This is a genomic window from Salmonella sp. 2020_1395 (assembly GCF_043848115.1).
Taxonomy (GTDB): domain Bacteria; phylum Pseudomonadota; class Gammaproteobacteria; order Enterobacterales; family Enterobacteriaceae; genus Salmonella; species Salmonella enterica.
Genome location: NZ_JBCMFH010000003.1, coordinates 24,525 through 36,993 on the forward strand (window position 1 = coordinate 24,525; position 12,469 = coordinate 36,993).

Consider the following 12,469-nt stretch of genomic DNA (forward strand, 5'->3'; position numbering starts at 1 on the left):
TTCCGCCGAAACGCTAACCGCCTGCGGCGGCTGGGTTCAGTTTACGATCGTAGCGTTTTTTTATCCATACGGTCAGGAAGGGGGCGCACAGAGCGGTAATAATCGTCGAGGCCGCCACCTGCGCCGCCGCCGTCGACGCCAGGTCAGTAAAATGCGGATCGAGCAGCGCGATTGCCGCTGGCGTCGCGACGGCGTTGCCAGAGGTGGTGGATACCGCCGCGCCTGCCACGCCGCTGCCTCCCGTCAGACGATCGGCGAAAATATTAAAAAATCCGCCAATCGCCACCGTCATGAGTCCCAGTAAAATGCCTGAAGAACCTGCCGTGATAAGTCTTGCGAAATCAATACCGTATCCTAACCCAAAGGCAAAAAAGGGAATCGTTACCACGCTGCCCTGTTTAAGAAACTTGCGCATGTCCTCATCCAGATTACCCAAAATCATGCCAATGATAATGGGAATAATAACCGCCACCAGATTCATAAAGGGTATCGACACCATGCCTGCCGACCCTAACGCCAGCATGGTGAAAAAGGGACCATCGTTCAACGATATTACCGCAATCGCGCCGCCGTCGGTTTCATCGCCGTACTCCCCCACCAACGCGGCATATAACCCACTGTTTGAGTTGGTCATCGCCGAAATAATCGCTAAAGCCGACAGACCTAATAACCCATCCGGGCCGCAAAATTTCCCGACCAGAATGCCAATAATCACGCCGCTGGCAAATTTCGCAAAGGTGATCGCAGCGCCTTTTTTCAACGCTTTCGGCGCGGCTTTAAACTGGATATCCGCGCCCATACAGACTAAAAACATGCCTAAAATCGCCATTGCGCCATGCGAAATAGAGGTGACAAAACCGCCTATTTCCAGCGCCTCCGGCGCAAAAGTTTTAAACAATGCGCCGATGATTAGCGGTACAACCATCATACCACCAGGAAAACGTTCCAGTGTTTTTTTAATTTTCATAGCTTATTCCCAGGAGATAACCGGACAGCTTGTGCTGCCCGATTTGGTATCAGAACGTCGGCGCGATCTTATAAATAGAGAATTCGTTATGACCTAAATCTTCTGATTTAGTCGTTTTCCCATTCGCGACGCGTAAAATTTCCTGATAAATTTCCTCGCCCATTTGTGTAATAGAAGCCTCGCCAGACATAATGGCGGACACATCAATATCAATATTGTCCTGCATCATTTCCCACGTTGCTTTATTACCCGTAATTTTTATTACCGGCGCTATTGGGTTACCGGCAGGCGTTCCGCGACCGGTAGTAAAAATAACGATCTGCGCTCCACCCGCCACCATGCCGGAAATAGATTCAATATCCTGCCCCGGGGTATCCATAATCCACAGGCCAGGATGCGTTGGGCTATCGGCATATTCCAGTACGCCCTGTAGCGGCGCATGACCTGCTTTATGCATACAGCCTAACGATTTTTCTTCAATGGTAGTCAGCCCGCCTTTAATATTGCCCGGCGTCGGCTGTCCCCCGCGAATATCCTCGCCCAGCGCTTTTGCTCGCGCCTCGCAGCCGACCACTAAATCAATGAGCTGTTGACCAACCTCCGGCGTCACCGCGCGTTTCGCCATCACATGCTCGGCGCCAATAAATTCCGTCGTTTCAGAAAGAATTGAGCTTCCGCCACAGCGTATCAGCTTATCCGAGGCGACCCCGCAGGAAGGGTTAGACGCCAGCCCCGATGTCGTATCTGACCCGCCGCACTCCATCGCCAGCAGCAGCTCGCTAACCGGTGCTTGCTGCGGTTTTTGCATGGAGAGTTGTTGCGCATAGTCGCGGGCCAGCGAAATCCCCCTGGCCTGACATTTAAGCGTGCCGCCCTCTTCCTGAATGGTAATGCAGGAGGTCGGTTTGCCAAATGCGGTAATCTCTTCTGCGATGCGCAGCGGCTCCGCGCCTTCACAGCCTAAGCCCACAACCACAATAGCGCCGACGTTGGGATTATTCGCCACATTAATCAATGTCTTTTCCGTCAGACGCGCATCGCCTGCCACCTGGCAGCAGCCAAAATCGTTATTCACCCATGTCGCGCCTTTTACCTGCCGGGCAATATCCTGGGCAACTTTATTCGCACAAACGCTGGTAGGTAAAATCAGTACATAATTACGGATGCCAAAACGGCCGTCAGGGCGGCGGAAACCCAAAAAAGTCTCATTGCTCATAATCATTTTCCCTTGTTTTATATTATTTCCAGTCACCACGTCCGCGTTCGCTTTCCACATTGTGGACGTGCACATAGTCGCCACTTTTTATTTCCTGAGTGGCGCGGCCAATGGATTCGCCATATTTATAAACTTCGCCATGAAAAGGCACATCGCAGATGGCGAATTTGTGGCCAAATGGCACATCCTGATGTAACACAACGCTTATCTCGCGTTCGCCAATGAACATTGTGGCGGTTTCGCCGGCCTTGAGCGCCGTAATAGCCGTCGCGACGCAATCCTGAGGGTGAATCACCACTGCATTTTTTTTCACGATTAACTCCTTTGCTTTAGTCCTGTCTTCCCTAATCAAAAGGCGTGCCATTTTTTAACTTATTGTTTTATATGTCTTTATTTTCACAGACCGATCTGGCGGTGACAGGAACTGCGGTAATTTGCCTCAGTCGTGTCGCATTTTGCGTCACCTCCTCATGAACGCCTGGCGCGACAAATGTTCTACCCCCTGTTTTGACGTGCGTGTTTGGGCTATGCTATGCGGATCTAAACACCACCTCTAAAGCTACATTTGTAGCTGTATCGAAAACAGGACTACTGGCTGCCATGCAAGAGCAATACCGCCCGGAAGAGATAGAATCCAAAGTACAGCTTCACTGGGATGAGAAGCGCACATTTGAAGTGACCGAAGACGAGAGCAAAGAGAAGTATTACTGCCTGTCGATGCTTCCCTATCCTTCTGGCCGACTACACATGGGCCACGTACGTAACTACACCATCGGCGACGTGGTTGCCCGCTACCAGCGTATGCTGGGCAAAAACGTGCTGCAGCCAATCGGCTGGGACGCCTTCGGCCTGCCGGCGGAAGGCGCGGCGGTGAAGAACAACACCGCGCCGGCGCCATGGACGTACGACAACATCGCGTACATGAAAAACCAGCTCAAAACGCTGGGTTTTGGCTATGACTGGAGCCGTGAAATCGCGACCTGCACCCCGGAATACTACCGTTGGGAACAGAAATTCTTCACCGAGCTGTATAAAAAAGGCCTGGTGTACAAGAAGACTTCTGCCGTTAACTGGTGCCCGAACGATCAGACCGTTCTCGCCAACGAACAGGTGATCGACGGATGTTGCTGGCGCTGCGACACCAAAGTTGAGCGTAAAGAGATCCCACAGTGGTTTATCAAAATCACCGCTTACGCAGACGAACTGTTGCGCGATCTGGATAAGCTGGACCACTGGCCTGATACCGTAAAAACGATGCAGCGCAACTGGATTGGCCGCTCTGAAGGCGTGGAAATCACCTTCGATGTGAAGGGTTACGATAACACCCTGACCGTCTATACCACCCGTCCGGATACCTTTATGGGCGCCACTTACCTGGCGGTGGCCGCCGGTCATCCGCTGGCGCAAAAAGCGGCGGCGAATAACGCCGAGCTGGCGGCGTTCATCGACGAATGCCGTAACACCAAAGTGGCCGAAGCCGAAATGGCGACCATGGAGAAAAAAGGCGTCGACACCGGCTATAAAGCGATTCATCCGTTAACTGGCGAAGAGATCCCGGTCTGGGCGGCAAACTTTGTCCTGATGGAGTACGGCACTGGCGCGGTGATGGCCGTTCCGGGTCACGATCAGCGCGACTACGAATTTGCCTCCAAATACGGTTTGACCATCAAGCCGGTGATTCTGGCCGCCGACGGTTCCGAGCCGGATCTTTCCGAACAGGCGCTGACCGAAAAAGGCGTGCTGTTTAACTCCGGCGAGTTCGACGGTCTGGCCTTTGAAGCGGCGTTTAACGCCATTGCCGATAAACTGGCGGAAAAAGGCGTCGGCGAACGTAAAGTGAACTACCGTCTGCGTGACTGGGGCGTTTCCCGTCAGCGTTACTGGGGCGCGCCGATCCCGATGGTCACCCTGGAAGACGGCACCGTGCTGCCGACGCCGGAAGATCAACTACCGGTTATTTTGCCGGAAGACGTCGTCATGGACGGCATCACCAGCCCGATTAAAGCCGATCCTGAGTGGGCGAAAACCACCGTTAACGGTATGCCGGCGCTGCGTGAAACCGACACCTTCGACACCTTTATGGAATCGTCATGGTACTACGCGCGTTACACCTGCCCGCAGTATCAGGAAGGAATGCTGGATTCGAAAGCGGCAAACTACTGGCTGCCAGTCGACATCTACATCGGCGGTATTGAACATGCCATCATGCACCTGCTCTACTTCCGCTTCTTCCATAAGCTGATGCGCGATGCGGGCATGGTCACCTCTGACGAGCCGGCTAAACAGTTGCTGTGCCAGGGCATGGTGCTGGCGGATGCGTTCTATTATGTCGGCGAGAACGGCGAACGTAACTGGGTTTCGCCAGTTGACGCTATCGTCGAGCGCGATGAAAAAGGCCGCATCGTCAAAGCAAAAGACGCAGCGGGTCATGAGCTGGTCTACACTGGCATGAGTAAAATGTCCAAGTCGAAAAATAACGGTATCGACCCGCAGGTAATGGTTGAACGTTATGGCGCGGACACGGTACGCCTGTTTATGATGTTCGCTTCTCCGGCGGATATGACTCTGGAATGGCAGGAGTCCGGCGTAGAAGGCGCAAACCGCTTTATTAAACGCGTCTGGAAGCTGGTTTACGAACACACCGCTAAAGGTCCTGTCGCGGCGCTGAACGTCGATGCGCTGAGCGAAGATCAAAAAGCGCTGCGTCGCGATGTGCATAAAACCATTGCCAAAGTGACCGATGATATCGGCCGCCGTCAGACGTTCAACACCGCCATTGCGGCGATCATGGAGTTGATGAACAAACTGGCGAAAGCCCCGCAGGAAGGCGAACAAGACCGCGCACTGCTTCAGGAAGCGCTGCAGGCCGTCGTGCGTATGCTTAACCCGTTCACCCCGCACGTCTGCTTTACCTTGTGGCAGGAACTGGGCGGCGAAGGCGATATCGACAACGCGCCGTGGCCGGTTGCCGACGAGCAGGCAATGGTGGAAAACACCACGCTGGTTGTCGTGCAGGTTAACGGTAAAGTTCGCGGTAAGATCACCGTTGCGGTGGATGCCACCGAAGAACAGGTGCGTGAACGTGCAGGCCAGGAACATCTGGTGGCAAAATATCTTGATGGCGTTACCGTGCGTAAAGTGATTTACGTTCCGGGTAAACTCCTCAATCTGGTTGTTGGCTAAGCGCGGGAGGAAGCGTGCGATATCTGGTAACACTGTTGTTATCTCTGGCGGTGCTGGTCACCGCCGGATGCGGCTGGCATCTGCGTAGCACTACGCAGGTTCCGGCTTCAATGAAAACGATGATCCTCGATTCCGGCGATCCGAACGGTCCGCTAAGTCGTGCGGTACGTAATCAGTTACGGCTGAATAACGTAAACCTGCTTGATAAAGACACAACGCGCAAAGACGTTCCGTCTCTGCGGCTTGGAACGGTAACTATTTCGCAGGATACGGCGTCAGTGTTCCAGGACGGCCAGACGGCGGAATATCAGATGGTAATGACCGTCAATGCCTCGGTATTGATTCCGGGCCATGACATCTATCCTATCAGCACGAAAGTGTACCGTTCGTTCTTCGATAACCCGCAGATGGCGTTGGCGAAGGATAACGAGCAGGCCATGATCGTTCAAGAGATGTACGACAAAGCCGCTGAACAGTTGATTCGTAAGCTGACCAGCGTCCGCGCGGCGGATATTCAGGCGACGAAAGAGGAGGCTACCGCCGACAATGAGACGGCGGTGCCCGCCTCTACGCCAGCACGCGTCTCCACTACGCTGAGTAACTAATGATCAGGTTGTATCCTGAACAACTCCGCGCGCAGCTCAACGAAGGGCTGCGTGCGGCATATCTATTATTGGGCAACGATCCGCTGCTGCTGCAGGAAAGTCAGGACGCTATTCGTCTGGCGGCTGCGTCGCAAGGCTTCGAAGAGCACCACGCTTTTACTCTCGATCCCAGTACCGACTGGGGATCGCTTTTCTCACTCTGCCAGGCGATGAGCCTGTTCGCCAGCCGTCAAACGCTGGTGCTGCAACTGCCGGAAAACGGGCCTAACGCGGCAATGAATGAGCAACTCGCCACCCTGAGCGAGCTGCTGCATGACGACCTGTTATTAATAGTACGCGGAAACAAGCTCACCAAAGCGCAGGAGAACGCCGCCTGGTATACCGCGCTGGCAGACCGTAGCGTTCAGGTCAGTTGTCAGACGCCGGAGCAGGCGCAGCTTCCCCGCTGGGTGGCCGCCAGAGCGAAAGCACAGAATTTGCAACTGGATGACGCCGCGAACCAACTGCTGTGCTATTGCTATGAGGGCAATCTGTTGGCGCTGGCACAGGCGCTGGAACGGCTGTCGCTGCTTTGGCCTGACGGTAAGTTAACGCTTCCTCGCGTGGAGCAGGCCGTCAATGACGCCGCCCACTTTACCCCTTTCCACTGGGTGGATGCGTTACTGATGGGGAAAAGCAAACGCGCGCTGCATATCCTGCAACAGCTACGCCTTGAAGGCAGCGAACCGGTTATTCTGCTGCGCACCCTCCAGCGAGAGCTGCTGCTACTGGTAAATCTCAAACGTCAGTCCGCGCATACGCCGTTACGCGCGCTGTTTGATAAACACCGGGTCTGGCAAAACCGTCGCCCCATGATCGGCGACGCGTTGCAGCGTCTCCATCCTGCGCAGCTTCGCCAGGCCGTGCAGTTACTGACGCGTACAGAAATTACGCTCAAACAGGATTATGGTCAGTCGGTATGGGCAGATCTTGAAGGGCTGTCGCTCCTGCTCTGCCATAAGGCGCTGGCAGACGTATTTATTGATGGGTGATATGAAATCGTTACAGGCTTTATTCGGCGGCACCTTTGATCCGGTGCATTATGGACATCTTAAACCTGTTGAAACGCTGGCGAATCTGATCGGCTTATCGCGGGTGATTATTATGCCTAACAATGTGCCGCCGCATCGCCCCCAGCCGGAAGCCTCCAGCGCGCAGCGTAAATATATGCTGGAGCTGGCTATCGCCGATAAGCCGCTTTTTACGCTGGATGAACGCGAGCTACAGCGAAACGCGCCCTCTTACACTGCGCAAACGCTGAAAGCATGGCGCGAAGAACAGGGTCCCGAAGCGCCGCTGGCGTTTATTATCGGCCAGGACTCGCTGCTTAACTTCCCCACCTGGCATGATTACGACACCATCCTTGATAACACTCACCTGATCGTTTGTCGTCGTCCGGGCTATCCCCTTGAAATGACGCAGGCGCAACACCAGCAGTGGCTGGAACAGCATCTGACCCATACGCCGGACGATCTGCACCAGTTGCCAGCCGGTAAAATTTACCTGGCGGAAACGCCCTGGCTTAATATCTCCGCAACCCTCATCCGCGAACGGCTGGAAAAAGGCGAGTCCTGCGACGATCTGTTGCCGGAAAACGTGCTGAACTACATCAATCAGCAGGGGTTATACCGGTAAGCACATTGCGCAGCGCCGACAGCAGACGCTCGTTTTGCGCAGCGCTGCGTATCGCCACACGATAATAGCGGCTGTCCAGCCCCGGGTAGTTAGCGCAGCTACGAATTAAAATCCGCTGCGTCAGCAACCGCCGCTGCAGGTCAATATCCTCTCGCTCACAGCGTAACAACAGATAGTTTGCCCGCCCGGGATAGACCGTCAGCAGGGGGAGCTGACAAAGCGCCTGATAAAACCGGGCGCCCTCCTCCCGTAACCAATGCCAGGTCGCCTGTTGCCAGGCGCTATCCTGTAACGCTACCTCACCGGCCAGCGCCGCCAGCGCGTTAACCGACCACGGCATTTGTTGGCGACGCATCCGCGCTACCGCCGCGTCATCGCTGTTGACGAGATATCCCAACCGCAGGCCGGGAATGGCATAAAATTTGGTCAGCGAACGCAGCACCCAGATATGCGGATTATCTTTAAGAGCAGGAATAAAGCCCGCCTCATGCGGAATAAAATCGATAAACGCTTCATCCAGGATCAGGTTAATATTCAGCGATTTGCAGCGTACGGCAATGGCCTGTAATAACGGCCGCTCCGGCAGCAGGCCGGTAGGATTATTGGGCGTACACAGAAACAGGCAGTCCAGATCGGGCGTCAACGCCTCAAGAATGGCATCGGTAAGCTGCCAGCCATCCGCTTCGCGTAGAGACCAGCGACGAATTTCACAGCCACTTTGCGCCAGCGCCCGGCCATACTCCGCGAAACCTGGCGTGACAATCATTGCACGACGTGGTTTAAGACCGCTCGCCACGGTAAAGATTGACTCCGTCTCGCCATTTCCCGCCAGTATCCACGATGCCGGCACCTGATGATGACGCGCCAGCGCCTGGTGCAAATGAAAATAATCGGCGTCCGGGTAGCGCTCAATGCAGTCCAGATTGTCGATAAGCGCGCGTTTCACGCTGACAGGCATACCCAGCGGATTAATGTTTGCGCTAAAATCCAGTAACTGGTCAGGCGAGATGCCCAACACCGTCGCGGCTTCCTGAATATTACCGCCATGCGCGCTGTTGAATAACGCCATTATGCCTCCGGCCAAAAAACGCTATTTTAGTGAAAAAAACGTTGCGCAATCAGGGGCATTATCATGTTTTGCGCATTTAACCTCATGAGGAATACCATGCGATTGTGGCTGGTGCGTCATGGCGAAACCGAGGCCAATGTCGCCGGGTTGTATAGCGGACATGCTCCCACGCCGTTAACGGAAAAAGGGATTGGCCAGGCGAAAACGCTACATACTTTATTGCGCCACGCGCCATTTGACAGGGTGTTATGCAGCGAGCTGGAGCGCGCGCGCCATACCGCCCGGCTCGTACTGGAGGGCCGGGATGTGCCGCAACACATCTTACCTGAGCTTAATGAGATGTACTTTGGCGACTGGGAAATGCGCCATCACCGCGACCTCACCCATGAAGATGCCGAAAGCTATGCCGCCTGGTGTACGGACTGGCAGAATGCGGTTCCGACCAATGGCGAGGGTTTTCAGGCTTTTACCCGGCGCGTAGAGCGCTTTATCTCGCGACTCGACGCGTTCAGCGATTGCCAGAACCTGCTGATCGTCAGCCATCAGGGCGTACTCAGCCTGTTGATTGCCCGTCTGCTCGCAATGCCCGCCGCCTCGCTATGGCATTTCCGGGTAGAACAGGGATGCTGGAGCGCAATCGACCTGTGCGAAGGGTTCGCCACCCTGAAAGTATTAAATAGTCGTGCCGTCTGGCGGCCTGAGTGATGAATTTTCCGTTTTTTCTCGCCGCAGCGGTTTCGCCCATTGACAGCCCCCGACAGGCTGTTATTCTCCGCAGCCAGGCTTTTTTCACCTTGCAGAGCTTTGCAGAAATTGTTTTACAAAAATGGCGATGCTTTCTGTGACGTGGGATGGGATGATAATCTGGTTTTAAACGCCGATCCGGCGACATAAGTCCCGGTATCGCCGCTGATTCAGGTATACTACACGGCGTCCCGCCGGAAGGTTAGCGTTAACTCGCAACGCCTTACCGGTCCAGCCTGTTGGCCTTTTTCTATCGTTATAACGCAATTATTCACCCAGGGGGAAAACTTGCAGGGTAAAGCACTCCAGGATTTTGTTATCGACAAAATTGATGACCTGAAAGGTCAGGACATCATCGCCTTAGATGTTCAGGGTAAATCCAGTATCACCGACTGTATGATTATTTGTACCGGCACCTCCAGCCGTCACGTTATGTCTATTGCCGACCACGTGGTGCAGTCGTCGCGCGCGGCCGGTATGCTGCCGTTGGGCGTCGAAGGCGAGAATGCGGCTGACTGGATTGTCGTCGATCTGGGCGATGTGATTGTGCATGTCATGCAGGAAGAAAGTCGCCGCCTGTATGAACTGGAAAAACTCTGGAGTTAATGCGTGAAGCTGCAACTTGTCGCTGTCGGCACGAAGATGCCCGACTGGGTTCAAACGGGATTTACGGAATATCTGCGTCGTTTTCCGAAAGATATGCCCTTTGAGCTGATCGAAATCCCTGCGGGCAAACGCGGCAAGAACGCGGATATCAAACGCATTCTCGACAAAGAGGGCGAGCAGATGCTGGCCGCCGCCGGTAAGAATCGCATTGTTACCCTGGATATTCCAGGCAAGCCGTGGGATACGCCGCAGTTAGCCAATGAGCTGGAGCGCTGGAAACAGGACGGGCGCGACGTCAGTTTGCTGATTGGCGGCCCGGAAGGATTATCTCCCGCCTGCAAAGCGGCAGCGGAACAGAGCTGGTCGCTCTCGGCGTTAACGCTCCCTCACCCGCTGGTTCGGGTTCTGGTCGCGGAGAGTTTGTACCGGGCGTGGAGCATCACAACCAACCACCCTTATCACCGTGAGTGATCGTGAAGTCTTGAGAAGATTAAGCAGCGGATGAAACGACAAAATTCTTTTCGTGACTATACGGCTGAGTCCGCACTGTTTGTGCGTCGGGCGCTGGTCGCCTTTTTGGGTATTTTGCTGCTGACCGGCGTACTGATCGCCAATTTGTATAATCTGCAAATTCTCCGTTTTACCGATTACCAGACCCGCTCGAACGAAAACCGTATCAAGCTGGTGCCAATTGCGCCAAGCCGCGGGATAATCTACGACCGCAACGGCATTCCCCTTGCGCTGAACCGCACTATCTATCAGATTGAAATGATGCCGGAAAAGGTGGATAACGTTCAGCAAACGCTGGATGCGCTACGCAGTGTGGTCGATTTAAACGACGACGATATCGCCGCCTTTAAAAAAGAGCGCGCCCGATCCCATCGCTTTACTTCTATTCCGGTGAAAACAAACCTGACGGAAGTTCAGGTCGCGCGCTTTGCTGTCAACCAGTACCGTTTTCCGGGCGTCGAAGTCAAAGGCTATAAACGCCGCTATTATCCATACGGATCGGCGCTGACCCACGTTATCGGCTACGTATCGAAAATCAATGATAAAGACGTCGAGCGTCTCGACAGAGAAAACAAACTGGCGAACTACGCCGCCACCCATGACATCGGCAAGCTGGGCATTGAGCGCTACTATGAAGATATTCTGCATGGGCAAACCGGTTATGAAGAGGTTGAAGTCAACAACCGCGGTCGCGTTATTCGCCAGCTCAAAGAGGTGCCGCCGCAGGCCGGACACGATATCTACCTGACGCTGGATCTCAAGCTCCAGCAGTATATTGAAACGCTGCTGGCAGGCAGTCGCGCGGCGGTGATTGTCACCGATCCGCGTACCGGCGGCGTGCTATCGCTGGTCTCCATGCCAAGTTACGACCCTAACCTTTTCGTGGACGGCATCTCCAGCAAAGATTACTCCGGGCTGCTTAACGACCCGAACACGCCATTAGTGAACCGCGCGACTCAGGGTGTCTACCCACCCGCTTCTACCGTTAAGCCTTACGTCGCCGTATCGGCGTTAAGCGCTGGCGTCATCACCCGTAACACCAGTCTTTTCGACCCTGGCTGGTGGCAGTTGCCGGGGTCTGAGAAACGCTACCGTGACTGGAAAAAATGGGGCCACGGGCATCTGAATATCACCAAATCCCTTGAAGAGTCGGCGGATACCTTCTTCTATCAGGTGGCCTATGACATGGGGATCGATCGCCTGTCAGAATGGATGGGTAAGTTCGGCTATGGTCACTATACCGGAATTGATCTCGCAGAAGAGCGATCTGGTAATATGCCGACCCGCGAGTGGAAACAGAAACGCTTTAAAAAACCGTGGTATCAGGGCGATACGATTCCGGTGGGCATCGGCCAGGGCTACTGGACGGCAACGCCGATTCAGATGAGTAAGGCGCTGATGATCCTTATTAACGACGGTGTAGTTAAAGTCCCGCACCTGTTAATGAGCACCGCGGAAAACGGTAAACAGGTGCCGTGGGTACAGCCGCATGAGCCGCCGGTGGGCGATATTCACTCCGGCTACTGGGAAATAGCGAAAGATGGCATGTATGGCGTCGCCAACCGCCCTAACGGCACGGCGCATAAATATTTTGCCAGCGCGCCCTATAAAATCGCGGCGAAATCGGGCACCGCGCAGGTCTTTGGCCTGAAGGCCAACGAAACGTACAATGCGCATAAAATCGCCGAGCGCCTGCGCGACCATAAATTAATGACCGCCTTTGCGCCGTATAACAATCCCCAGGTCGCCGTCGCGATCATCCTTGAAAACGGCGGCGCAGGCCCGGCAGTAGGCACGATCATGCGCCAAATCCTTGATCACATCATGCTGGGCGACAACAACACCCATTTGCCTGCGGAAAACCCGGTGGTTGCAGCGGCGGAGGACCAATAATC

12 protein-coding genes are annotated in these 12,469 nt (G+C 54.5%); 8 read left to right on the plus strand and 4 right to left on the minus strand.

Going from position 1 to position 12,469, the window contains the following annotated elements; all coding sequences use genetic code 11:
* Positions 1 to 13: 13 nt before the first annotated feature.
* From ACH0WD_RS04980 to ACH0WD_RS04990, 3 genes are read right to left on the minus strand one after another with little or no spacing between them, the layout of a single operon-like run.
* Positions 14 to 967, minus strand: a complete 954-nt coding sequence (locus ACH0WD_RS04980; protein ID WP_000694477.1) for a 2-keto-3-deoxygluconate permease — start codon at positions 965 to 967, stop codon at positions 14 to 16.
* A 49-nt stretch (positions 968 to 1,016) separates the two neighbouring features.
* Positions 1,017 to 2,189 carry a UxaA family hydrolase gene (locus ACH0WD_RS04985; RefSeq protein ID WP_001670689.1) on the minus strand — a complete coding sequence of 391 codons (1,173 nt, stop codon included), beginning with the start codon at positions 2,187 to 2,189 and terminating at the stop codon, positions 1,017 to 1,019.
* Between the two features lie 16 nt (positions 2,190 to 2,205).
* A complete protein-coding gene (locus ACH0WD_RS04990; RefSeq protein WP_001574029.1) occupies positions 2,206 to 2,547 on the minus strand; it encodes a UxaA family hydrolase in 342 nt (113 codons plus the stop codon).
* 236 nt (positions 2,548 to 2,783) lie between these two features.
* On the opposite strand from ACH0WD_RS04990, the gene leuS reads away from it, so the two are divergent.
* The 4 genes from leuS to nadD are packed head-to-tail and all read left to right on the plus strand — an operon-like array spanning position 2,784 to position 7,645.
* A complete protein-coding gene (gene leuS / locus ACH0WD_RS04995) occupies positions 2,784 to 5,366 on the plus strand; it encodes a leucine--tRNA ligase (protein WP_001157916.1) in 2,583 nt (860 codons plus the stop codon).
* Between the two features lie 14 nt (positions 5,367 to 5,380).
* Complete coding sequence (gene lptE / locus ACH0WD_RS05000; RefSeq protein ID WP_001269951.1) at positions 5,381 to 5,971, plus strand: LPS assembly lipoprotein LptE; 591 nt, start codon at positions 5,381 to 5,383, stop codon at positions 5,969 to 5,971.
* The gene (gene holA / locus ACH0WD_RS05005; RefSeq protein WP_000620491.1) at positions 5,971 to 7,002 is read left to right on the plus strand and encodes a DNA polymerase III subunit delta; all 1,032 of its coding nucleotides are present in this window, start codon (positions 5,971 to 5,973) and stop codon (positions 7,000 to 7,002) included. Before lptE ends, holA begins: the two co-directional genes overlap by 1 nt.
* 1 nt (position 7,003) lies before the next feature.
* Positions 7,004 to 7,645, plus strand: a complete 642-nt coding sequence (gene nadD, locus ACH0WD_RS05010; RefSeq protein ID WP_001518902.1) for a nicotinate-nucleotide adenylyltransferase — start codon at positions 7,004 to 7,006, stop codon at positions 7,643 to 7,645.
* Here nadD and cobD read toward each other — a convergent pair.
* Positions 7,620 to 8,714, minus strand: a complete 1,095-nt coding sequence (cobD, locus tag ACH0WD_RS05015; RefSeq protein ID WP_001173237.1) for a threonine-phosphate decarboxylase CobD — start codon at positions 8,712 to 8,714, stop codon at positions 7,620 to 7,622. The two genes, nadD and cobD, sit on opposite strands and share 26 nt — an antisense overlap.
* Positions 8,715 to 8,810: 96 nt before the next feature.
* Between cobD and ACH0WD_RS05020 the strand changes: the two genes are divergently transcribed.
* The 4 genes from ACH0WD_RS05020 to mrdA all read left to right on the plus strand — a co-directional run bounded on the left by ACH0WD_RS05020 (position 8,811) and on the right by mrdA (position 12,467).
* On the plus strand, positions 8,811 to 9,419 hold the full coding sequence (locus ACH0WD_RS05020; RefSeq protein WP_001241923.1) for an adenosylcobalamin/alpha-ribazole phosphatase: 609 nt from the start codon (positions 8,811 to 8,813) through the stop codon (positions 9,417 to 9,419).
* A gap of 327 nt (positions 9,420 to 9,746) precedes the next feature.
* On the plus strand, positions 9,747 to 10,064 hold the full coding sequence (gene rsfS / locus ACH0WD_RS05025) for a ribosome silencing factor (RefSeq protein ID WP_001161670.1): 318 nt from the start codon (positions 9,747 to 9,749) through the stop codon (positions 10,062 to 10,064).
* 3 nt (positions 10,065 to 10,067) lie between these two features.
* Entirely contained in the window at positions 10,068 to 10,535 is a 468-nt protein-coding gene (gene rlmH, locus ACH0WD_RS05030) for a 23S rRNA (pseudouridine(1915)-N(3))-methyltransferase RlmH (protein ID WP_000776107.1), read from the plus strand.
* A gap of 30 nt (positions 10,536 to 10,565) precedes the next feature.
* Positions 10,566 to 12,467 carry a peptidoglycan DD-transpeptidase MrdA gene (mrdA, locus tag ACH0WD_RS05035; RefSeq protein ID WP_000828700.1) on the plus strand — a complete coding sequence of 634 codons (1,902 nt, stop codon included), beginning with the start codon at positions 10,566 to 10,568 and terminating at the stop codon, positions 12,465 to 12,467.
* The last annotated feature ends 2 nt before the right edge of the window (positions 12,468 to 12,469 follow it).

Bases quoted from the DNA above. Each gene is read 5' to 3' on its own strand.
- ACH0WD_RS04980 (WP_000694477.1), bottom strand. From the start codon at position 967: ATGAAAATTAAAAAAACACTGGAACGTTTTCCTGGTGGTATGATGGTT.
- ACH0WD_RS04985 (WP_001670689.1), bottom strand. From the start codon at position 2,189: ATGATTATGAGCAATGAGACTTTTTTGGGTTTCCGCCGCCCTGACGGC.
- ACH0WD_RS04990 (WP_001574029.1), bottom strand. From the start codon at position 2,547: ATGGCACGCCTTTTGATTAGGGAAGACAGGACTAAAGCAAAGGAGTTA.
- leuS (WP_001157916.1), top strand. From the start codon at position 2,784: ATGCAAGAGCAATACCGCCCGGAAGAGATAGAATCCAAAGTACAGCTT.
- holA (WP_000620491.1), top strand. From the start codon at position 5,971: ATGATCAGGTTGTATCCTGAACAACTCCGCGCGCAGCTCAACGAAGGG.
- nadD (WP_001518902.1), top strand. From the start codon at position 7,004: ATGAAATCGTTACAGGCTTTATTCGGCGGCACCTTTGATCCGGTGCAT.
- cobD (WP_001173237.1), bottom strand. From the start codon at position 8,714: ATGGCGTTATTCAACAGCGCGCATGGCGGTAATATTCAGGAAGCCGCG.
- ACH0WD_RS05020 (WP_001241923.1), top strand. From the start codon at position 8,811: ATGCGATTGTGGCTGGTGCGTCATGGCGAAACCGAGGCCAATGTCGCC.
- mrdA (WP_000828700.1), top strand. From the start codon at position 10,566: ATGAAACGACAAAATTCTTTTCGTGACTATACGGCTGAGTCCGCACTG.